Origin of the sequence: Klebsiella sp. JN_Kp127, assembly GCF_040062505.1 — a bacterium.
Lineage (GTDB): Bacteria > Pseudomonadota > Gammaproteobacteria > Enterobacterales > Enterobacteriaceae > Klebsiella > Klebsiella quasipneumoniae.
Genome location: NZ_JBEAHS010000046.1, coordinates 24,067 through 44,408, shown reverse-complemented (window position 1 = coordinate 44,408; position 20,342 = coordinate 24,067). Strand labels below are relative to the sequence as shown.

Sequence of the window (20,342 nt, the reverse complement as noted above, 5' to 3'; positions counted from 1 at the left end):
TAATGTCTTGTTCTAACAAGATGCAATACGGAAAACGGTCTCATTATTCCATTGCTAACCTTGTTATAGCAAGTTGACTTTCACCTTTTATCACCCGGTTACTCACAGTTTTATCACCTGCCCATACAGATTGTTCTAATAACAAACAATATGGCGGTCAGGCAAACCGTGAAAACAGGATAATGATAAATATAAGCATATAAAAATGAGTGGCGCTAATGCGTCCGGCTATTTAGAATCGCGCACCATGAAAACTGAGACCCCAACCGTAAAAATGGTTGCCATTGCTGCTGATGAAGCGGGGCAACGTATCGACAACTTTTTGCGTACGCAATTGAAAGGCGTACCGAAGAGCATGATTTATCGCATCCTGCGTAAAGGCGAGGTGCGGGTGAATAAAAAACGCGTGAAGCCGGAGTATAAGCTGGAAGCGGGCGATGAAGTCCGTATCCCGCCGGTGCGCGTGGCGGAGCGTGAAGAAGAGGCGGTATCGCCGCATCTACAGAAAGTCGCGGCGCTCTCTGAGGTGATCCTCTATGAAGACGATCATATTCTGGTCCTCAATAAGCCTTCCGGCACTGCGGTACATGGCGGCAGCGGCCTGAGCTTCGGGGTGATTGAAGGGTTGCGCGCCCTGCGCCCGGAGGCGCGCTTCCTTGAGCTGGTGCATCGACTCGACCGCGATACTTCAGGCGTGCTGCTGGTGGCGAAAAAGCGCTCGGCGCTGCGTTCGCTGCACGAGCAACTGCGCGATAAAGGCATGCAGAAAGACTATCTGGCGCTGGTGCGCGGCCAGTGGCAGTCGCATACCAAAGTAGTGCAGGCCCCGCTATTGAAGAACATTCTGCAGAGCGGGGAGCGAATTGTCCGCGTGAGTCAGGAAGGCAAGCCGTCAGAGACGCGCTTTAAAGTGGAAGAGCGTTATGAATTCGCCACGCTGGTGCGCTGCAGTCCGGTCACCGGGCGCACCCATCAGATTCGCGTTCATACCCAGTATGCCGGCCATCCTATCGCCTTTGACGACCGCTATGGCGACCGCGAATTTGATAAGCAACTCTCTGGTACCGGCTTAAACCGCCTGTTCCTCCACGCTGCTGCGCTGAAGTTTACCCACCCGGGGAGCGGGGAGGTGATGCGCGTTGAGGCGCCGCTGGATAACCAGCTGAAGCACTGTTTACAGGTGCTACGGAAGAGCAAATAAGCGCAACGGCGGAATCAGTTCCGCCGTTTTTTTTTGCCTTAGCCTAACAGCGGGTTGTCGTTTTCGCGGCGCAGCATCTGACACAGCGCGATTAAGGGTAACCCGACCAGCGTATTCGGGTCGCGGCCTTCCAGCCGTTCGAACAGCGTAATGCCTAACCCCTCGCTCTTGAAACTCCCGGCGCACTGCAGCGGGTTCTCTTTGCGCACATAGCCTTCGATCTCTTTATCGCTGAGATGGCGGAAGTGGACGTCAAAGGGCTCGCATTCGGTTTGCAGATGACCGCTGGCGGAGTTATACAGCGCCAGGCCGGTATAAAAGGTGACGATTGACCCGCTGGCCTTTCTCAACTGCCTGCGAGCATTTTCCTCGGTGTGCGGTTTACCGGTGATCTCACCGTCCAGTACGCAAACCTGATCGGAGCCTATAATAAGGTGATTGGGGTAGCGCGAGGCCAGGCTCTGCGCTTTGGCCTGCGCCAGCCGGGTGACAAGCTGACGCGCGGATTCTTCAGGACGGGGCGTTTCGTCGACGTCAGGCGCCGCGCATTCAAACGGTAATCCCAGTTTTTCCAGCAGCATGCGCCGCCAGGGAGAGGTTGACGCCAGGATAAGTTCAGACATATTTTTTCATCCACATATAGCGCTTCGCAGAGCATCATCTTAAACTATGCGCCGCAATGTGTGCGAATAAATGGCAAAAGGCAACCTGAGGCTGCCTTTTTCTTTGACTCTATGACATTACAAAGTTAATATGCGCGCCCTATGCAAAAGGTAAAATTACCCCTGACTCTTGATCCGGTACGCACGGCTCAAAAACGCCTTGATTACGAAGGCATCTATGCCCGCGATCAGGTTGAACGTGTAGCCGATTCTGTAGTCAGCGTGGACAGTGATGTGGAATGCAGCATGTCGTTCGCTATCGATAACCAGCGTCTCGCCGTCATTACAGGCGATGCGAAGGTAACGGTAACCCTCGAATGCCAGCGTTGCGGGAAACCGTTCTCCCATCACGTCCACACCACGTATTGTTTTAGCCCCGTCAGAAATGACGAACAGGCCGAAGCACTACCGGAAGCGTATGAGCCGATTGAGGTTAACGAATTCGGTGAAATCGACCTGCAGGCAATGGTCGAGGATGAAATTATCCTCTCCCTGCCCGTAGTTCCGGTGCATGATTCTGAACACTGTGAAGTGTCCGACGCGGACATGGTCTTTGGCGAACTGCCTGAAGAGGCACAAAAACCAAACCCATTTGCCGTATTAGCCAGCTTAAAGCGTAAGTAATTGAGGAGTAAGGTCCATGGCCGTACAACAGAATAAACCAACCCGTTCCAAACGTGGCATGCGTCGTTCCCATGACGCGCTGACCGCAGTCACCAGCCTGTCTGTAGACAAAACTTCTGGTGAGAAACACCTGCGTCACCACATCACTGCCGACGGTTTCTACCGCGGTCGCAAGGTTATCGCTAAGTAATCACGCGATACTCGCAGGATTTCCCGTTGCAGGCCATGGCGGGCGTGTGCGTACCTGGACACTCGGTTAACCCGGTAACCAGAAGCGTCAATGCCCGGATTGTTGCGTCTGCAGCGTGAAAATTCGCGGGTGCCAGCGTGATGAAGCTTAGTGAGGACTCCCCGGGCAACTGGGGAATCACCGAACCGGGCAGCGACGATACCTTGACACGTCTAACCCTGGCGTTAGATGTCATGGGGGGCGATTTCGGCCCATCCGTGACAGTGCCTGCAGCACTGCAGGCACTGAACTCTAATTCGCAACTCACACTTCTTTTAGTCGGCGATCCCGACGCCATCACGCCATTACTCGCCAAAGCTGACTTCGAACAACGTTCGCGTCTGCAGATTATTCCTGCGCAGTCAGTTATTGCCAGTGATGCGCGACCCGCACAGGCTATCCGCAGCAGTCGCGGAAGCTCAATGCGCGTGGCGCTGGAGCTTGTGAAAGAAGGGCGGGCGGAAGCCTGCGTTAGCGCCGGCAACACCGGCGCGCTGATGGGCCTGGCGAAACTGCTGCTCAAACCGATTGAAGGTATTGAGCGGCCGGCGCTGGTGACGGTTCTGCCACACCAGCAGAAGGGCAAAACCGTGGTGCTGGATCTCGGCGCCAACGTCGACTGCGACAGCACGATGCTGGTGCAGTTCGCGGTGATGGGCGCGGTGCTGGCGGAAGAGGTGGTCGGCATTGCCAATCCACGCGTCGCCTTGCTGAACATCGGCGAAGAAGAGATGAAAGGCCTCAGCAGCATCCGCGATGCTGCCGCAGTGCTCAAAACGCTGCCTTCCCTCAACTACATCGGCTATCTTGAAGCCAATGAACTGTTGACCGGAAAAACCGATGTGCTGGTTTGTGACGGATTCACGGGCAACGTCACATTAAAAACCATGGAAGGTGTTGTCAGAATGTTCCTTTCACTGCTGAAATCTCAGGGAGAGGGCAAAAAACGGTCGTGGTGGCTGCTGTTACTAAAACGTTGGTTACAAAAAAGCCTGGCGAGGCGATTCAGTCACCTCAACCCCGACCAGTATAATGGCGCCTGTCTGTTAGGATTGCGCGGTTCCGTGATCAAGAGTCATGGTGCTGCCAATCAGCGCGCCTTTAGCGTCGCGATAGAGCAGGCAGTGCAGGCGGTGCAGCGGCAAATTCCTCAACGGATCGCCGCGCGCCTGGAATCTTTATACCCAGCTGGTTTCGAGCTGCCGGAAAGCGACAGTGACGTGAACGCCCGACAGCAAAGCGGGACGAATGGACACCACTGACGCCGCGGCGGTTGAACGAGGCGGGTATATTACCCAAGAGTGACTGAGCGTACATGTATACGAAGATTATTGGTACCGGCAGCTATCTGCCCGAGCAAGTGCGTACAAACGCCGACCTGGAAAAAATGGTAGAGACCTCTGACGAGTGGATTGTCACCCGCACAGGTATCCGTGAGCGTCGTATTGCCGCAGCGCATGAAACAGTTGCTACGATGGGCTTTGAAGCCGCAAAGCAGGCGCTGGCGATGGCGGGCGTGTCCGCGGAGCAAATTGGTCTGATCATCGTTGCGACCACTTCCGGCACGCACGCGTTTCCGAGTTCGGCTTGCCAGATTCAGTCTATGCTGGGCGTCAAAGGCTGCCCGGCGTTTGACGTCGCGGCCGCCTGCGCCGGTTTCACCTATGCGCTGAGCGTCGCCGATCAGTATGTGAAAAACGGCGCGGTGGATTATGCGCTGGTCGTTGGCGCTGATGTGCTGGCGCGCACCTGCGATCCCGCCGATCGCGGGACGATTATTATTTTCGGCGATGGCGCCGGCGCGGTGGTGCTGGGCGCCTCCGAAGAGCCTGGCATTATCTCGACGCATCTGCATGCTGACGGTAGCTATGGCGAACTGCTGACCCTGCCGAACGCCGATCGCGTCGATCCGGAAAATCCGATCTATCTGACGATGGCCGGTAATGAAGTCTTCAAAGTGGCGGTCACCGAGTTAGCGCATATCGTTGATGAGACGCTGGCCGCGAATAATCTTGAACGTTCAGCGCTGGACTGGCTGGTGCCGCATCAGGCAAACCTGCGGATCATCAGCGCGACGGCGAAGAAACTGGGCATGTCGATGGATAACGTCGTAGTGACCCTCGACCGCCATGGCAACACCTCCGCGGCGTCAGTCCCTTGCGCGCTGGATGAGGCCGTCCGCGATGGCCGCATTCAACGTGGGCAGCTGATTTTGCTGGAAGCCTTTGGTGGCGGTTTCACCTGGGGTTCCGCGCTGGTTCGTTTTTAGTATAAGGATTTAAACATGACGCAATTTGCTTTTGTGTTCCCGGGACAGGGCTCTCAGGCCGTAGGCATGCTGGCCGATATGGCGGCGACCTGGCCGGTCATTGAAGAGACCTTCGGTGAAGCTTCCGCAGCGTTGGGTTACGATCTGTGGGCGCTGACGCAACAGGGCCCGGCAGAAGAACTGAATAAGACCTGGCAGACCCAGCCGGCGCTGCTGACCGCCTCCGTGGCGCTGTACCGCGTCTGGCAGCAGCAGGGCGGCAAAGCGCCGGCGCTGTTGGCAGGCCACAGCCTTGGCGAATACTCCGCGCTGGTTTGCGCGGGCGTTATCGCTTTCGCTGATGCCGTTCGCCTGGTTGAACTGCGCGGCAAATTCATGCAGGAAGCCGTACCGGAAGGTACCGGCGCCATGTCAGCGATTATCGGTCTGGACGACGCGGCTATCGCCAAAGCCTGTGAAGACTCGGCCGAAGGGCAGGTCGTCTCTCCGGTGAACTACAATTCCCCGGGACAGGTGGTTATCGCCGGTCACAAAGAGGCCGTCGAACGCGCAGGCGCCGCCTGTAAAGCCGCGGGCGCTAAACGCGCGCTGCCGCTGCCGGTGAGCGTGCCCTCCCACTGTGCGCTGATGAAGCCCGCTGCGGAAAAACTGGCGCTTGAGCTGCAGAACATCACCTTCAACGCGCCGACGATTCCGGTGGTAAATAACGTCGACGTGAAGTGCGAAACCGCGCCGGACGCCATTCGCGACGCGCTGGTACGCCAGCTGTATAGCCCGGTTCAGTGGACCAAAACCGTTGAGTTTATGGCTGCTCAGGGCGTCACGCATCTGTATGAGGTTGGCCCGGGTAAAGTCCTCACCGGCCTGACCAAACGTATTGTTGACACCCTGACCGCTTCCGCGCTTAACGAGCCGGCGGCGATGTCTGCGGCGCTTGAGCAATAAAAGAGGAAAACCATGAGTTTTGAAGGAAAAATCGCGCTGGTTACCGGTGCAAGCCGCGGTATTGGCCGCGCCATCGCTGAAACGCTCGTCGCCCGCGGCGCGAAAGTTATCGGTACTGCGACCAGCGAAAGCGGCGCGCAGGCGATCAGCGACTATTTAGGCGCCAACGGTAAAGGTCTGATGTTGAATGTGACCGACCCGGCATCTATTGAATCTGTTCTGGAAAATGTGCGCGCAGAGTTTGGCGAAGTGGATATCCTGGTGAATAATGCCGGGATCACTCGCGACAACCTGTTAATGCGCATGAAAGATGACGAGTGGAACGATATTATCGAAACCAACCTGTCATCGGTTTTCCGTCTGTCAAAAGCGGTAATGCGCGCTATGATGAAAAAGCGTCATGGACGTATTATCACTATCGGTTCTGTGGTTGGTACCATGGGAAATGCGGGTCAGGCCAACTACGCTGCGGCGAAAGCGGGTCTGATCGGCTTCAGTAAATCACTGGCGCGTGAAGTTGCGTCACGCGGTATTACTGTAAACGTTGTTGCTCCGGGCTTTATTGAAACGGACATGACGCGTGCGCTGACCGATGAGCAGCGTGCGGGTACGCTGGCGGCAGTTCCTGCGGGGCGCCTTGGCACCCCAAATGAAATCGCCAGCGCGGTGGCATTTTTAGCCTCTGACGAAGCAAGTTACATCACTGGTGAAACCCTGCACGTCAACGGCGGAATGTACATGGTCTGACCGAGATTTGTGCAAAACGTTCAGGAACCGCGCACTTCGCACGGTTCTGTGTGCGGTTTTGTGCGAAAAGATTTGCGTTCTTAGGGCAAACGGCCTCAAAATAGCGCAAAATCGTGGTAAGACCTGCCGGGATTTAGTTGCAAATTTTTCAACATTTTATACACTACGAAAACCATCGCGAAAGCGAGTTTTGATAGGAAATTTAAGAGTATGAGCACTATCGAAGAACGCGTTAAGAAAATTATCGGCGAGCAGCTGGGCGTTAAGCAGGAAGAAGTTACCAACAATGCTTCCTTCGTTGAAGACCTGGGCGCTGATTCTCTTGACACCGTTGAGCTGGTAATGGCTCTGGAAGAAGAGTTTGATACTGAGATTCCGGACGAAGAAGCTGAGAAAATCACCACCGTTCAGGCTGCCATTGATTACATCAACGGCCACCAGGCGTAAGTGAACATCTCCAGGCGGTCATTCGACCGCCTGAGTTTTATCTTTTTTTTGTCCCACAAGAATCTATTTTCCCTCCCTGGAGGACAAACGTGTCTAAGCGTCGTGTAGTTGTGACCGGACTGGGCATGTTGTCTCCTGTCGGCAATACCGTAGAGTCTACCTGGAAAGCTCTCCTTGCCGGTCAGAGTGGCATCAGCCTGATCGACCATTTCGATACTAGCGCCTATGCAACGAAATTTGCTGGCTTAGTAAAGGATTTTAACTGTGATGACATCATCTCGCGCAAAGAGCAGCGCAAGATGGATGCCTTCATTCAATATGGAATTGTCGCTGGCGTTCAGGCCATGCAGGATTCTGGCCTTGAAGTGACGGAAGAGAATGCTACCCGTATTGGCGCCGCGATCGGCTCCGGTATTGGCGGCCTCGGCTTGATCGAAGAAAACCACAGTTCGCTGGTCAACGGCGGACCGCGTAAGATCAGCCCATTCTTCGTTCCCTCCACAATTGTTAACATGGTGGCCGGGCATCTGACCATCATGTTTGGTCTGCGTGGACCAAGTATCTCCATCGCGACCGCCTGTACTTCAGGCGTGCACAACATCGGTCAGGCTGCGCGCATCATCGCCTATGGCGACGCCGATGCGATGGTGGCAGGCGGTGCGGAAAAAGCCAGTACCCCGCTTGGCGTGGGCGGCTTTGGCGCAGCGCGGGCGCTCTCCACGCGCAATGACAACCCGCAGGCGGCAAGCCGTCCGTGGGATAAAGATCGCGACGGCTTCGTGCTGGGCGACGGCGCGGGCATGGTGGTGCTGGAAGAGTACGAGCATGCGAAAAAACGCGGCGCGAAAATCTACGCCGAGATCGTCGGCTTCGGCATGAGCAGCGATGCTTACCACATGACGTCACCGCCGGAAGATGGCGCGGGCGCCGCGCTGGCGATGGTGAATGCCATTCGCGATGCGGGTATCGAACCGGGCCAGATCGGCTACGTCAATGCCCACGGCACCTCGACGCCGGCTGGCGATAAAGCGGAAGCGCAGGCGGTTAAGTCTGTCTTCGGCGATGCGGCGAGCCGCGTACTGGTGAGCTCCACCAAATCCATGACCGGGCATCTGCTGGGCGCGGCAGGGGCGGTAGAGTCGATTTACTCTATCCTGGCGCTGCGCGATCAGGCGGTTCCGCCGACGATCAACCTCGACAACCCGGATGAGGGCTGCGACCTCGACTTCGTTCCGCACGAAGCGCGTCAGGTTTCCGGTATGGAGTACACCCTGTGCAACTCCTTCGGCTTCGGCGGCACTAACGGTTCGCTGATCTTCAAAAAAGTGTGACAGGGCTTGCCCCGGTACTGCTTTAACAAAAGGCCCGTTCGTCGGGCCTTTTTTATTCGGCTTTCTCCGCTTGTCCTCTGCTCCGTGTCCTGAGACACTCACCGACCTGTGAAAAGGAGTCCTTTATGTTCTTGATAAATGGCGTTGAACAGGACACGCTGGCGGCGAACGATCGCGCCGTCCAGTTTGGCGACGGTTGTTTTACCACCGCCCGTATACAGCACGGGCAGGTTGCGTTACTGGACGCCCATCTGCAGCGTTTGCAGACGACCTGCGAAAAATTACGCATCCCATTTGACGACTGGCTGACGTTGAGCGACGAGATGCAGCGTCTGGCTCGGCCGCACGCCCAGGGCGTGCTTAAGGTGGTCCTCACCCGCGGCGTCGGGGGGAGGGGATACAGCACGGCGGGCTGCGCGTCGCCCACCCGCATTCTGAGCGTCTCTTCGCTTCCGGCGCACTACGCGCGCTGGCGGGAGGAGGGCATTACCCTGACCCGAAGCCCGGTGACCCTGGGGCGCAACCCCTGTCTGGCCGGTCTGAAGCATCTTAACCGTCTGGAGCAGGTGCTGATCCGCTCTCATCTTGAACAGACGGACGCCGATGAGGCGCTGGTCCTTGACAGTGACGGGTGGCTTACGGAATGCTGTGCCGCGAATTTATTCTGGCGTCAGGGACGGGATGTCTTTACTCCGCGACTCGATTATGCCGGGGTCAACGGCATAATGCGGCAGCGTTGTATCGCGCAGCTGGCACCATCGACGTTTCGCGTTGTCGAAGTGACAGCGCGTCCCGAGACGTTGCGGGAGGCCGATGAAGTGCTGATCTGCAATGCGCTTATGCCGCTGGTGCCGGTTCGTCGCTGGGAGGAGACCGTCTGGTCCTCTCGCGAGCTTTACCATTTTTTAGCCCCTTTGTGTGAGCTGTCTGGTTAGTATGAAGAAAATGTTACGTTTTATCCTGTTGCTGGTCGTGCTGTTGGGCATCGCCGCGGCGGCAGGAATGTGGAAGGTACGCCAGCTGGCGGACAGCAAGCTGCTGATTAAAGAAGAGACCATCTTTACCCTCGAAGCCGGCACCGGCCGGCTGGCGCTGGGGCAGGATCTCTATCGCGAGAAGGTGATCAATCGTCCGCGCGTGTTCCAGTGGCTGCTGCGGATGGAGCCTGAGCTGTCTCACTTCAAGGCCGGGACCTATCGCTTCACGCCGCAAATGACGGTACGCGAAATGCTGCAGCTGCTGGCCAGCGGCAAAGAGGCGCAGTTTCCGCTGCGCTTTGTCGAAGGCATGCGCGTCAGCGACTACCTTCGTCAGCTGCGCGATGCCCCCTACGTGAAGCACACGCTTGAAGACGATAGCTACGCGACGGTGGCTAAGGCTCTAGGTCTTGACCACGCCGACTGGGTGGAAGGTTGGTTCTGGCCGGATACCTGGATGTACACCGCCAATACCAGCGACATCGCCATCCTCAAGCGCGCGCATCAGAAAATGGTCACCGAAGTGGCGAAGGTCTGGGAAGGACGGATGGATAATCTGCCCTATGACGATCAGAATCAGCTGTTGACCATGGCCTCGATTATTGAGAAAGAGACCGCGGTGGCGGAAGAGCGCGATCGCGTCGCGTCGGTGTTTATCAACCGCCTGCGCATCGGCATGCGTTTACAGACTGATCCAACGGTGATCTACGGGATGGGAGAAGGGTATAATGGTAAGTTAACGCGTAAGGATCTGGAGACGCCGACCGCGTACAATACTTATACCATCAGCGGCCTGCCGCCAGGCCCTATTGCGGTGCCGGGCGAAGCGTCGCTGAAGGCGGCCGCCCATCCGGCGAAAACGCCATACCTCTATTTTGTCGCCGACGGGAAAGGGGGCCATACGTTTACCACAAACCTGGTCAGCCATAACCGCGCGGTGCAGGACTATCTGAAAGTACTTAAGGAAAAAAATGCGCAGTAACTATATCGTCATCGAGGGGCTGGAGGGCGCCGGGAAGACCACCGCACGTCAACTGGTGGTGGAGACGCTGCAGTCGGCAGGTATTCACGATATGGTGTTTACCCGTGAGCCGGGGGGCACAATCCTTGCCGAAAAACTGCGTAGCCTGGTGCTGGATATCCAGTCCACGGGCGATGAAGTGATTAACGATAAAGCGGAAGTGCTGATGTTTTACGCGGCGCGCGTCCAGCTGGTGGAGACCGTGATTAAGCCAGCTCTGGCTCGCGGCCAGTGGGTGATCGGCGATCGTCACGATCTCTCCACTCAGGCCTATCAGGGCGGCGGCAGGGGGATTGACCGCACGATGCTGGCGACGCTGCGTGACGCCGTTCTCGGCGATTTTCGACCTAATTTGACGCTGTACCTCGACGTCACGCCGGAAGTGGGCCTGCGGCGCGCCCGCGCCCGCGGAGAACTGGATCGCATTGAGCAGGAGTCCATGAACTTCTTCAATCGTACCCGCGCGCGCTACCTTGAGCTGGCCGCGGCGGATCCTTCTATCCGCACGGTGGACGCGACGCAGCCGTTGGATGCCGTCGCGCGCGATATTCGCGCCACGATCGTCCAGTGGATGGCGGAGCAACCGGCATGAAATGGTATCCGTGGCTGCGCCCCTCGTTCGAGCAACTGGTCGGTAGCTATCAGGCCGGACGAGGCCACCACGCCTTACTGTTACAATCCCTGAACGGGATGGGCGGCGAGGCGTTGATGTATGCGCTGTGCCGCTTCCTGATGTGCCGCCAGCCCGAAGGGCATAAAAGCTGCGGTCACTGCCACAGCTGCCAGCTGATGCAGGCCGGTACGCACCCTGATTACTACCCGCTGAGCCCCGAGAAAGGCAAGAGCGCGCTGGGTATTGACGCGGTGCGCGATGTCAACGACAAGCTCTATGAGCGCGCGCGCCTCGGTGGGGCGAAGGTGGTATGGATTAGCGATGCCGCCTTGCTGACCGATGCCGCCGCCAACGCGTTGCTGAAAACGCTGGAGGAGCCGCCGGAAAATACCTGGTTCTTTCTCGCCTGCGAGGAGCCGGCGCGTCTGCTGACCACTCTGCGCAGTCGCTGCCGCCTGCACCACCTGTCGCCGCCGACGGAATCTTATGCCCTGGCCTGGCTGGAGCGTGAGGTGAAACTGCCGCAGGAGGCGCTGCTGACCGCGTTACGTCTGTGCGCCAGCGCGCCGGCCGCCGCGCTTGAGCTGCTTAAGGAGCCGCAGTGGACGGCGCGACAGCAGCTGTGTCAGGCGCTGGCGACCACGCTGGCGAGCGGTGACTGGCTGGCGCTGCTGCCAATACTCAATCATGAACAGGCGGCGGTTCGCCTGCACTGGCTGGCATCGCTGCTGGTCGATGCGCAAAAACGACAGCAGGGAATTGCCCTGGTGAGTAATCCGGATGTCTGGCCGCTGCTGGAGCAGTTGGCGCATAGTCTGCCCGCCTCCCGGCTGCAGGCGATTGCCCATGACGTCTGTACCTGCCGCGAGCAATTGCTGAACGTCGTCGGCGTCAACCGCGAACTGCTGCTCACCGAGCGCCTGCTGCGCTGGGAACATTACCTGCAACCCGGGACGGTTTTACCCGTCTCCCACCTCTGAGTGAGACATTATGTTTTTAGTCGACTCCCACTGCCATCTTGATGGTCTGGATTATCAAACTCTGCACAAAAACGTCGATGACGTGCTGGCAAAAGCGGCCGCGCGCGATGTGAAATTTTGCCTGGCGGTCGCCACGACGCTGCCTGGCTACCGCAGTATGCGCGAGCTGGTAGGGAGGCGTGACAATGTCGTTTTCTCCTGTGGCGTGCACCCGTTAAACCAGGACGAGCCCTACGAGGTGGAGACGCTGCGCACGCTGGCGGCGGAAGAGGGCGTCGTCGCGATGGGAGAGACCGGGCTGGATTATTTTTATACCCCGGAAACCAAAGCCCAGCAGCAAACCTCATTCCGTGACCATATCCGCATCGGCCGGGAGCTGAATAAGCCCGTGATCGTGCATACCCGTGACGCTCGCGCCGATACCCTGGCCATTTTACGTGAAGAAAAGGTGACGGATTGCGGAGGCGTACTACACTGTTTCACTGAGGACAGGGAGACGGCGGGTAAGCTGCTCGACATGGGGTTCTATATCTCGTTTTCCGGTATCGTCACTTTCCGTAACGCCGAGCAACTGCGCGATGCGGCGCGCTATGTTCCGCTGGATCGTCTGCTGGTGGAGACCGATTCGCCGTACCTGGCGCCGGTACCCCATCGCGGCAAAGAGAACCAGCCGGCGATGGTTCGTGACGTTGCTGAATACATGGCGGTACTGAAGGGTGTGTCGCTGGAGCAACTGGCTCAGCAGACCACCGACAATTTTGCCACGCTGTTCCACATTGACCCCGCCCGCTTGCAACCTGCTTGATCTGCTTATTATTTTAAGGCTCGTAATTAATAGCCAAAGCGAGTAAAGTTCACCGCCACAAAAGTGGCGGTGAAGGTTTTTTGGCAACATCTGGATACAACTTATGTAAGCTGATGTAAATTTTTACCGGAAGGCTGATTGAAACGTGATAGCCGTCAAACAATCATCCCGTTAATTATTTTACTCTGTGTAATAAATAAAGGGCGCTTAGATGTCCTGTCCACGGCGCGGTTCTCCCCCCGGGCCAATGCGTGAAAACGTAAAAAAGTACCAAATACTCAGGAGCACTCTCAATTATGTTTAAGAATGCATTTGCTAACCTGCAGAAGGTCGGTAAATCGCTGATGCTGCCGGTATCCGTACTGCCTATCGCAGGTATCCTGCTGGGCGTCGGTTCCGCAAACTTCAGCTGGCTGCCAGCCGTGGTCTCCCACGTCATGGCAGAAGCAGGCGGTTCTGTTTTCGCCAACATGCCGCTGATCTTCGCTATCGGTGTGGCCCTCGGCTTCACCAATAACGACGGTGTATCCGCACTGGCTGCAGTCGTAGCTTACGGCATCATGGTGAAAACCATGGCGGTGGTTGCGCCGCTGGTGCTGCATTTACCTGCTGACGAGATTGCGGCAAAACACCTGGCTGATACCGGCGTGCTTGGCGGTATTATCTCCGGTGCTATCGCCGCGTACATGTTCAACCGCTTCTATCGCATCAAGCTGCCAGAATATCTCGGCTTCTTTGCGGGCAAGCGCTTTGTACCGATTATCTCTGGTCTGGCCGCTATCTTCACCGGCGTGATCCTCTCCTTCATTTGGCCGCCGATCGGTTCCGCGATCCAGACCTTCTCCCAGTGGGCTGCTTATCAGAACCCGGTGGTGGCGTTTGGTATCTACGGTTTCATCGAGCGTTGCCTGGTGCCGTTTGGTCTGCACCATATCTGGAACGTTCCTTTCCAGATGCAGATCGGCGAATACACCAACGCGGCGGGTCAGGTATTCCACGGCGATATCCCGCGCTACATGGCAGGCGACCCGACTGCGGGCAAACTGTCTGGCGGCTTCCTGTTCAAAATGTACGGTCTGCCGGCAGCGGCTATCGCGATTTGGCACTCTGCTAAACCGGAAAACCGCGCCAAAGTAGGCGGTATCATGATCTCCGCCGCGCTGACCTCGTTCCTGACCGGTATCACCGAGCCGATCGAGTTCTCGTTCATGTTCGTGGCGCCGATCCTGTACGTTATCCATGCCATCCTGGCGGGTCTGGCGTTCCCGATCTGTATCCTGCTGGGTATGCGTGACGGTACCTCGTTCTCTCACGGCCTGATCGACTTTATCGTGCTGTCCGGTAACAGCAGCAAGCTGTGGCTGTTCCCGATCGTCGGTATCTGCTATGCGATCGTGTACTACGTCATTTTCCGCGTGCTGATTAAAGCCCTGGATCTGAAAACCCCGGGTCGTGAAGACACCACCGAAGAGAGCAAAGCTGGCGCAACCAGCGAGATGGCTCCGGCTCTGGTCGCCGCTTTCGGCGGTAAAGAGAACATCACCAACCTCGACGCATGTATTACTCGTCTGCGTGTTAGCGTGGCGGATGTAGCGAAAGTTGACCAGGCTGGCCTGAAAAAACTGGGCGCCGCTGGCGTGGTAGTGGCAGGTTCTGGCGTACAGGCCATCTTCGGTACCAAGTCCGATAACCTGAAAACTGAAATGGATGAGTACATCCGTAACAGTTAAGACGTAGTATCGGGGAGACTAAGGCAGCCAACTGGCTGCCTTTTTTACGTCACCAGATCGGCCTTCCAGAGGCGATAACCCCGCAAACTGTCCGCCAAATGCTTATTCCCTCAGCAGCTAAGTCTATAGTTGAATAAGAAAAAGAGCTTTCAGGTTGAAAGAGAGGGAGGATGTCGCTCATACTCTTACCGTAACCTGTGCGTCCGCGTTTATCTGCAGAAGCAGGCCAGCGTACGGGATAAAACTAATAAGGAATCAGTCATGGCAGAAGAAACGATTTTCAGCAAAATCATTCGCCGGGAGATCCCGTCGGATATGGTTTATCAGGATGAGCTTGTGACCGCTTTTCGCGACATCTCCCCGCAGGCGCCCACCCACATTCTGATTGTCCCGAACGTTCTGATTCCTACCGTAAATGACGTTACCACTGAACATGAACTGGCCCTGGGCCGGATGATGACCGTCGCGGCGAAGATTGCCCGCGATGAAGGCCTCGCCGACGATGGCTACCGGTTGATCGTCAACTGCAACCGTCACGGCGGCCAGGAAGTTTACCATATCCATATGCATCTGCTGGGCGGTCGTCCGCTGGGTCCGATGCTGGCGCACAAAGGCTAACGTCATGCTCAGGACCCTTTTGGGCGCGTGTCTGGCGGCGGGGCTGCTAGCCGGATGTAGTTCACATCCGGAGATCCCGGTTTCTGACCAGCAGGCGCTGGTGATGGAGTCGAGCGTGCTGGCCGCCGGGATCAGCGCCAGCGAGCCTGTCGTCGTGGCGACGGAGATCCAGGCCACCGCCTCCTCTACGCTGTATAACGAGCGCCAACAGCCGGTCACCGTGCATTATCGTTTTTTCTGGTATGACGCCCGAGGGCTGGAGATGCACCCTCTGGAGGCGCCGCGCACCATCGTGGTTCCGGCTCGCTCCTCGGTGACGTTGTATGGCAGCGCCAATATCCTGGGGGCGCATAAGGCCCGCCTTTATCTTTATCTGTAAGGGGTAATTATAATGATGAAAATGTGTCGCTATGCGTTAATCACAGCACTGGCGATATTCCTCGCAGGCTGTGCGGGGCTGCGTGAGCAGCCCGCGCCGGTAGAAGAGGCCAAACCGCAGCCGCAGCAGCCTGCGCAGCCGCAGCCCACGGTGCCGACGGTACCGGCGGTGCCATCCGTCCCGTCGCAGCCAGGACCGATTGAGCATCAGGATCAGCAGTCGGGTCAGCCGGCGCCGCGCGTGCGTCATTATGACTGGAACGGCGCGGTGCAGCCGATGGTGGGACAGATGCTGCAGGCGGGCGGGGTCAATGCCGGCAGTATTCTGCTGGTTGACAGCGTGAACAACCGCACCAACGGTTCGCTGAATGCCGGAGAAGCTACCACCGCGTTACGCAACGCGCTGGCGGGCAACGGCAAATTTACCCTTGTTTCACCGCAGCAGCTGGCGGTCGCCAAGCAGCAGCTGGGCCTGTCGCCGCAGGACAGCCTCGGCAGCCGCAGCAAAGCCATGGGCATCGCCCGCAATGTGGGCGCGCAGTATGTGCTTTACTCCAATGCCACCGGCAACGTCAACGCGCCTGAGCTGAAGATGCAGTTGATGCTGGTGCAAACCGGCGAGATTATCTGGTCAGGTAAAGGTGCTGTTCAGCAACAATAAGCTAACGCGCGACGAGCTCTTGTCGCGCTTCTTTCCCCACTATCATCCTGTCGCCTCGCTGAGCCAGACCGGCCTCAGCGGCGGCAGTGTGATTATCAGCGACGGCGACCGGCGACGAGTGCTGCGTCAGCCGCACGACCCGTCTGCCGCTGCCTGTTATTTTCGCCGTCAGTATCGCGCGCTGCGCCGGCTGCCTGCCAGGCTGGCGCCCAACCCCCTGTTTTACTCGCCCTGCTGGATGGTGGTGGAGTATTGCGCGGGTGAGGTGAAAAGCGAGTTACCTGACTGCCCGCAGCTGTCTGCCTTATTGTATGATTTGCATCAGCAACCGCGGTTTGGCTGGCGTGTGAGTCTCGGGCCGCTGCTGGCGCAGTACTGGCAGAGGAGCGATCCGGCCCGGCGCACGCCGCGCTGGCTACGCTGGCATCAGCGGCTGTGCCGCCGGGGCGAGCCTCGTCCTCTGCGCCTGGCGCCGCTGCATATGGACGTCCATGCCGGCAATATTATCCACAGCGACGCCGGTCTGAAGCTGATCGACTGGGAATATGCCGGCGATGGCGATATCGCGCTGGAGCTGGCCGCCGTATGGATCGCCCCGGGCGAGCGCCGCCAGCTGGTGACGGCGTATGCCCGGCGGGCGGCCATCGACCCGCAGCAGCTATGGCGGCAGGTGGCGCGCTGGCGTCCGTGGGTACTGCTGCTGATGGCGGGCTGGTATGAAATGCGCTGGCGGCAGAGCGGGGATCGGCAATTTATCACGCTGGCAGATGAAACATGGTGTCAGTTAGACAACGAACGCAAAGGATAAGAGAGGTCAGTGTGGGCCCAGTGATGTTGGATGTTGAAGGGTATGAACTGGATGCGGAAGAGCGAGAGATTCTGGCGCATCCGCTGGTGGGAGGGTTGATCCTCTTCACCCGAAATTATCACGATCCGGCGCAGCTGCGGGAGCTGGTGCGCCAGATCCGCGAAGCCTCCCGTAACCATCTGGTGGTGGCGGTCGATCAGGAAGGGGGACGCGTTCAGCGTTTCCGCGAAGGCTTTACCCGTTTACCGGCGGCCCAGTCTTTCGCCGCGCTGCTGGGGATGGAAGAGGGCGGCAAACTGGCCGCCGAGGCTGGCTGGCTGATGGCCAGCGAAATGATCGCCATGGACATCGATATTAGCTTTGCGCCGGTGCTGGACGTCGGCCATATCAGCGCCGCGATCGGCGAACGTTCTTATCATGAAGATCCGCAGAAAGCGCTGACGATGGCGCGTCACTTCATTGACGGCATGCACGCTGCGGGCATGAAAACCACCGGCAAACACTTCCCGGGACACGGGGCGGTGACTGCCGATTCGCACAAAGAAACCCCGTTCGATCCGCGTCCGGCATCGGTTATCCGCGACCACGATATGGCGATATTCAAAAGCCTTATCGCCGAGCAGCGTCTGGATGCCATTATGCCGGCGCATGTGATTTATCCGGAGCTCGATCCGCGCCCGGCCAGCGGTTCAGCGTACTGGTTGAAGACGGTGCTGCGCGGAGAGCTGGGCTTCGACGGGGTGATTTTCTCCGACGATCTGTCGATGGAAGGGGCGGCGATCATGGGCAGCTATGCCGAACGCGGCCAGGCATCGCTCGACGCCGGTTGCGATATGATACTGGTCTGCAATAATCGTAAGGGCGCGGTCAGTGTGCTGGATAACCTGTCGCCGATCAAAGCAGAGCGTGTTACGAAATTGTATCATAAAGGTTCCTTTTCCCGTCAGGAGTTAAGGGATTCAGCCCGTTGGAAAACGGTGAGTGCCCAGCTGGAGCAGCTTCATGCGCGCTGGCAAGAGGCGAAGTCCGCGTAACGCTCTGCGGGGCGTTGTTGTCTGGTGAGGATGCGATGATTATCTATTTACACGGTTTTGACTCGAACAGCCCCGGTAACCACGAGAAGGTGATGCAGTTGCAGTTTATTGACCCTGACGTGCGGTTGATAAGCTACAGCACGCGCCACCCCAAGCACGACATGCAGCATTTGCTGAAAGAGGTCGATAAAATGCTGCAGCTTACCGCCGATGACCGGCCGCTGATCTGCGGCGTTGGACTCGGCGGTTACTGGGCTGAGCGGATTGGTTTCCTGTGCGATATTCGTCAGGCGGTGTTCAATCCGAACCTGTTTCCGCATGAGAATATGGAAGGCAAAATCGACCGACCGGAAGAGTATGCTGACATCGCCACCAAGTGCGTGACCAACTTTCGCGAGAAGAACCGCGATCGCTGCCTGGTGGTGCTTTCCCGGCAGGACGAAGCGCTGGACAGCCAGCGTTCCGCCGACCTTCTGCACCACTATTATGAAATTATCTGGGATGAAGAGCAGACCCATAAGTTTAAAAACATCTCGCCGCACCTGCAGCGGCTGAAAGCGTTTAAAACCCTCGGTTAAGCCTTTTTCCCCTGTCTCCAAACCCGCGCCGGGTTCACCGCGCGGGTTTTTTCATGTCTACACTTATTGGTTTCGCTGAAAAAATACGCGACAAAACTTGATGCACATCAATTTTGGTATGACCAATGCACCGTTCATGGTATTCTCGACAGTGCTGAATGGTTTCATTGACGTAACTTGTTGTTAAATAAAGGCTATTTTAATAACTTTTATTTAACAATTGGTTAATAATTTTAGGGGTGCACATGACTACGCCATTGAAAAAAATCGTAATTGTGGGTGGCGGCGCAGGCGGACTGGAACTGGCAACTCAGCTGGGGAAAAAGTTAGGGCGCCATAAGAAAGCGAAAATCACCCTGGTGGACCGTAACCACAGCCATCTGTGGAAGCCGCTGCTGCACGAAGTGGCCACCGGTTCTCTGGATGAAGGCGTTGATGCGCTGAGCTATCTGGCCCATGCCCGCAACCACGGCTTCCAGTTCCAGCTGGGGTCGGTGGTCGATATCAATCGCGAAGGGAAGACCATCACCCTCGGCGAACTGCGCAATGAAAAAGGCGAGCTGCTGGTGGCTGAGCGTAAACTGCCGTACGACACGCTGGTGATGGCGCTGGGCAGTACCTCGAATGACTTCAACACCCCTGGGGTGAAAGAGAACTGCATTTTCCTCGACAACCCGCATCAGGCGCGTCGTTTCCATCAGGAGATGCTCAACCTGTTCCTTAAGTACTCCGCGAACCTTGGCGCTAACGGTAAAGTGAACATTGCCATCGTCGGCGGCGGCGCCACCGGCGTGGAACTCTCCGCTGAGTTGCATAATGCCGTGAAACAGCTGCACAGCTACGGTTACAAAGGGCTGACCAACGAAGCGCTGAACGTCACGCTGGTCGAAGCGGGCGAACGCATTCTGCCTGCGCTGCCGCCGCGCATTTCCGGCGCGGCGCATAATGAGCTGACCAAGCTGGGCGTACGGGTGCTGACGCAGACCATGGTCACCAGCGCCGATGCGGGCGGCCTGCACACTAAAGATGGCGAATATATTGAAGCGGATCTGATGGTCTGGGCGGCCGGGATCAAAGCGCCAGATTTCATGAAAGAGATCGGCGGCCTGGAAACCAACCGTATCAATCAGCTGGTAGTTGAGCCGACGCTGCAGACCACCCGCGACGCGGATATTTTCGCCATCGGCGACTGCGCCTCCTGCGCCCGTCCGGAAGGCGGGTTTGTGCCACCGCGTGCTCAGGCGGCGCACCAGATGGCCACCTGCGCGCTGAATAACATCCTCGCGCAGATGAAAGGCAAACCGCTGAAGGCGTATACCTATAAAGACCATGGCTCGCTGGTGTCGCTGTCCAATTACTCCACCGTCGGCAGCCTGATGGGCAACCTGATGCGCGGCTCGATGATGGTGGAAGGGCGCATTGCGCGCTTCGTGTACATCTCCCTGTACCGTATGCACCAGATCGCCCTGCACGGCTATTTCAAAACCGGCCTGATGATGCTGGTTGGTCGCATCAACCGCATCATTCGCCCGCGTCTCAAGCTGCACTAATCGCTATCGCGACCCGGAGCGCGCCCTGGCGGCGCCTCCGGGCTCTTCTGCTGAACCGGCGGGGATCCCGCTCGGAATCCTCTGAATCCCTTTGATTTGCAGCGAATTCTCGCACTTTTCATCCGCTATCTGAT

The 20,342-nt window shown here is 57.5% G+C and carries 23 protein-coding genes; 22 read left to right on the top strand and 1 reads right to left on the bottom strand.

All coding sequences use genetic code 11. The features are described 5' to 3' along the window. Positions 1–247 precede the first annotated feature (247 nt). The gene (gene rluC, locus ABLV04_RS17715; RefSeq protein ID WP_012542245.1) at positions 248–1,201 is read left to right on the top strand and encodes a 23S rRNA pseudouridine(955/2504/2580) synthase RluC; all 954 of its coding nucleotides are present in this window, start codon (positions 248–250) and stop codon (positions 1,199–1,201) included. 38 nt (positions 1,202–1,239) lie between these two features. Here the strand turns inward: rluC and ABLV04_RS17710 are convergent, their stop codons facing one another. After that, positions 1,240–1,824: a nucleoside triphosphate pyrophosphatase gene (locus ABLV04_RS17710; RefSeq protein ID WP_023289135.1), complete on the bottom strand. Its 585-nt coding sequence runs from the start codon at positions 1,822–1,824 to the stop codon at positions 1,240–1,242. Between the two features lie 141 nt (positions 1,825–1,965). Here ABLV04_RS17710 and yceD point away from each other — a divergent pair, with 141 nt between their 5' ends. The 21 genes from yceD (at position 1,966) to ABLV04_RS17605 (ending at position 20,208) form a co-directional block, all read left to right on the top strand. Beyond that, complete coding sequence (gene yceD, locus ABLV04_RS17705; RefSeq protein ID WP_017900733.1) at positions 1,966–2,487, top strand: 23S rRNA accumulation protein YceD; 522 nt, start codon at positions 1,966–1,968, stop codon at positions 2,485–2,487. Between the two features lie 16 nt (positions 2,488–2,503). Continuing rightward, positions 2,504–2,677, top strand: a complete 174-nt coding sequence (rpmF, locus tag ABLV04_RS17700) for a 50S ribosomal protein L32 (protein ID WP_000290724.1) — start codon at positions 2,504–2,506, stop codon at positions 2,675–2,677. Between the two features lie 203 nt (positions 2,678–2,880). Continuing rightward, positions 2,881–3,978 carry a phosphate acyltransferase PlsX gene (gene plsX / locus ABLV04_RS17695; protein ID WP_201785712.1) on the top strand — a complete coding sequence of 366 codons (1,098 nt, stop codon included), beginning with the start codon at positions 2,881–2,883 and terminating at the stop codon, positions 3,976–3,978. 53 nt (positions 3,979–4,031) lie between these two features. Then, complete coding sequence (locus ABLV04_RS17690) at positions 4,032–4,985, top strand: beta-ketoacyl-ACP synthase III (RefSeq protein WP_002899288.1); 954 nt, start codon at positions 4,032–4,034, stop codon at positions 4,983–4,985. A gap of 15 nt (positions 4,986–5,000) precedes the next feature. Then, entirely contained in the window at positions 5,001–5,930 is a 930-nt protein-coding gene (gene fabD, locus ABLV04_RS17685; RefSeq protein WP_048334680.1) for an ACP S-malonyltransferase, read from the top strand. Positions 5,931–5,942: 12 nt separating this feature from the next. Continuing rightward, positions 5,943–6,677, top strand: coding sequence for a 3-oxoacyl-ACP reductase FabG (fabG, locus tag ABLV04_RS17680; protein WP_002899294.1), 735 nt, complete (start codon positions 5,943–5,945; stop codon positions 6,675–6,677). Between the two features lie 210 nt (positions 6,678–6,887). Then, complete coding sequence (gene acpP / locus ABLV04_RS17675; RefSeq protein ID WP_000103754.1) at positions 6,888–7,124, top strand: acyl carrier protein; 237 nt, start codon at positions 6,888–6,890, stop codon at positions 7,122–7,124. A gap of 89 nt (positions 7,125–7,213) precedes the next feature. Continuing rightward, complete coding sequence (gene fabF / locus ABLV04_RS17670) at positions 7,214–8,455, top strand: beta-ketoacyl-ACP synthase II (RefSeq protein WP_002900666.1); 1,242 nt, start codon at positions 7,214–7,216, stop codon at positions 8,453–8,455. A gap of 125 nt (positions 8,456–8,580) precedes the next feature. Further along, a complete protein-coding gene (gene pabC / locus ABLV04_RS17665) occupies positions 8,581–9,390 on the top strand; it encodes an aminodeoxychorismate lyase (protein WP_044522082.1) in 810 nt (269 codons plus the stop codon). 1 nt (position 9,391) lies between these two features. Continuing rightward, positions 9,392–10,414, top strand: coding sequence for a cell division protein YceG (gene yceG, locus ABLV04_RS17660; RefSeq protein WP_023289140.1), 1,023 nt, complete (start codon positions 9,392–9,394; stop codon positions 10,412–10,414). Beyond that, a complete protein-coding gene (gene tmk, locus ABLV04_RS17655) occupies positions 10,404–11,045 on the top strand; it encodes a dTMP kinase (RefSeq protein WP_023289141.1) in 642 nt (213 codons plus the stop codon). Before yceG ends, tmk begins: the two co-directional genes overlap by 11 nt. After that, positions 11,042–12,046, top strand: a complete 1,005-nt coding sequence (gene holB / locus ABLV04_RS17650; RefSeq protein ID WP_180265725.1) for a DNA polymerase III subunit delta' — start codon at positions 11,042–11,044, stop codon at positions 12,044–12,046. The genes tmk and holB overlap by 4 nt, the downstream gene beginning before the upstream one ends. A 10-nt stretch (positions 12,047–12,056) precedes the next feature. Beyond that, complete coding sequence (locus ABLV04_RS17645) at positions 12,057–12,851, top strand: metal-dependent hydrolase (protein ID WP_032452441.1); 795 nt, start codon at positions 12,057–12,059, stop codon at positions 12,849–12,851. Between the two features lie 296 nt (positions 12,852–13,147). Continuing rightward, a complete protein-coding gene (ptsG, locus tag ABLV04_RS17640) occupies positions 13,148–14,581 on the top strand; it encodes a PTS glucose transporter subunit IIBC (protein ID WP_002900680.1) in 1,434 nt (477 codons plus the stop codon). Positions 14,582–14,842: 261 nt separating this feature from the next. Next, entirely contained in the window at positions 14,843–15,199 is a 357-nt protein-coding gene (hinT, locus tag ABLV04_RS17635; protein WP_032452442.1) for a purine nucleoside phosphoramidase, read from the top strand. 4 nt (positions 15,200–15,203) lie between these two features. Further along, positions 15,204–15,578, top strand: coding sequence for a YcfL family protein (locus ABLV04_RS17630; RefSeq protein WP_004204572.1), 375 nt, complete (start codon positions 15,204–15,206; stop codon positions 15,576–15,578). 21 nt (positions 15,579–15,599) lie between these two features. After that, positions 15,600–16,238 carry a penicillin-binding protein activator LpoB gene (lpoB, locus tag ABLV04_RS17625; protein WP_072096711.1) on the top strand — a complete coding sequence of 213 codons (639 nt, stop codon included), beginning with the start codon at positions 15,600–15,602 and terminating at the stop codon, positions 16,236–16,238. Then, positions 16,219–17,046, top strand: coding sequence for a thiamine kinase (gene thiK, locus ABLV04_RS17620; protein WP_050534256.1), 828 nt, complete (start codon positions 16,219–16,221; stop codon positions 17,044–17,046). Before lpoB ends, thiK begins: the two co-directional genes overlap by 20 nt. Positions 17,047–17,069: 23 nt before the next feature. After that, positions 17,070–18,080, top strand: a complete 1,011-nt coding sequence (nagZ, locus tag ABLV04_RS17615) for a beta-N-acetylhexosaminidase (protein WP_072199202.1) — start codon at positions 17,070–17,072, stop codon at positions 18,078–18,080. A 35-nt stretch (positions 18,081–18,115) separates the two neighbouring features. After that, entirely contained in the window at positions 18,116–18,658 is a 543-nt protein-coding gene (gene ycfP / locus ABLV04_RS17610; RefSeq protein ID WP_002900775.1) for an alpha/beta hydrolase YcfP, read from the top strand. A gap of 245 nt (positions 18,659–18,903) precedes the next feature. Beyond that, on the top strand, positions 18,904–20,208 hold the full coding sequence (locus ABLV04_RS17605) for an NAD(P)/FAD-dependent oxidoreductase (protein WP_008805997.1): 1,305 nt from the start codon (positions 18,904–18,906) through the stop codon (positions 20,206–20,208). Positions 20,209–20,342: the final 134 nt, after the last annotated feature.

Bases quoted from the DNA above. Each gene is read 5' to 3' on its own strand.
- rluC (WP_012542245.1), top strand. From the start codon at position 248: ATGAAAACTGAGACCCCAACCGTAAAAATGGTTGCCATTGCTGCTGAT.
- ABLV04_RS17710 (WP_023289135.1), bottom strand. From the start codon at position 1,824: ATGTCTGAACTTATCCTGGCGTCAACCTCTCCCTGGCGGCGCATGCTG.
- yceD (WP_017900733.1), top strand. From the start codon at position 1,966: ATGCAAAAGGTAAAATTACCCCTGACTCTTGATCCGGTACGCACGGCT.
- rpmF (WP_000290724.1), top strand. From the start codon at position 2,504: ATGGCCGTACAACAGAATAAACCAACCCGTTCCAAACGTGGCATGCGT.
- ABLV04_RS17690 (WP_002899288.1), top strand. From the start codon at position 4,032: ATGTATACGAAGATTATTGGTACCGGCAGCTATCTGCCCGAGCAAGTG.
- fabD (WP_048334680.1), top strand. From the start codon at position 5,001: ATGACGCAATTTGCTTTTGTGTTCCCGGGACAGGGCTCTCAGGCCGTA.
- fabG (WP_002899294.1), top strand. From the start codon at position 5,943: ATGAGTTTTGAAGGAAAAATCGCGCTGGTTACCGGTGCAAGCCGCGGT.
- acpP (WP_000103754.1), top strand. From the start codon at position 6,888: ATGAGCACTATCGAAGAACGCGTTAAGAAAATTATCGGCGAGCAGCTG.
- pabC (WP_044522082.1), top strand. From the start codon at position 8,581: ATGTTCTTGATAAATGGCGTTGAACAGGACACGCTGGCGGCGAACGAT.
- yceG (WP_023289140.1), top strand. From the start codon at position 9,392: ATGAAGAAAATGTTACGTTTTATCCTGTTGCTGGTCGTGCTGTTGGGC.
- tmk (WP_023289141.1), top strand. From the start codon at position 10,404: ATGCGCAGTAACTATATCGTCATCGAGGGGCTGGAGGGCGCCGGGAAG.
- holB (WP_180265725.1), top strand. From the start codon at position 11,042: ATGAAATGGTATCCGTGGCTGCGCCCCTCGTTCGAGCAACTGGTCGGT.
- ABLV04_RS17645 (WP_032452441.1), top strand. From the start codon at position 12,057: ATGTTTTTAGTCGACTCCCACTGCCATCTTGATGGTCTGGATTATCAA.
- ptsG (WP_002900680.1), top strand. From the start codon at position 13,148: ATGTTTAAGAATGCATTTGCTAACCTGCAGAAGGTCGGTAAATCGCTG.
- hinT (WP_032452442.1), top strand. From the start codon at position 14,843: ATGGCAGAAGAAACGATTTTCAGCAAAATCATTCGCCGGGAGATCCCG.
- ABLV04_RS17630 (WP_004204572.1), top strand. From the start codon at position 15,204: ATGCTCAGGACCCTTTTGGGCGCGTGTCTGGCGGCGGGGCTGCTAGCC.
- lpoB (WP_072096711.1), top strand. From the start codon at position 15,600: ATGTGTCGCTATGCGTTAATCACAGCACTGGCGATATTCCTCGCAGGC.
- nagZ (WP_072199202.1), top strand. From the start codon at position 17,070: ATGTTGGATGTTGAAGGGTATGAACTGGATGCGGAAGAGCGAGAGATT.
- ycfP (WP_002900775.1), top strand. From the start codon at position 18,116: ATGATTATCTATTTACACGGTTTTGACTCGAACAGCCCCGGTAACCAC.
- ABLV04_RS17605 (WP_008805997.1), top strand. From the start codon at position 18,904: ATGACTACGCCATTGAAAAAAATCGTAATTGTGGGTGGCGGCGCAGGC.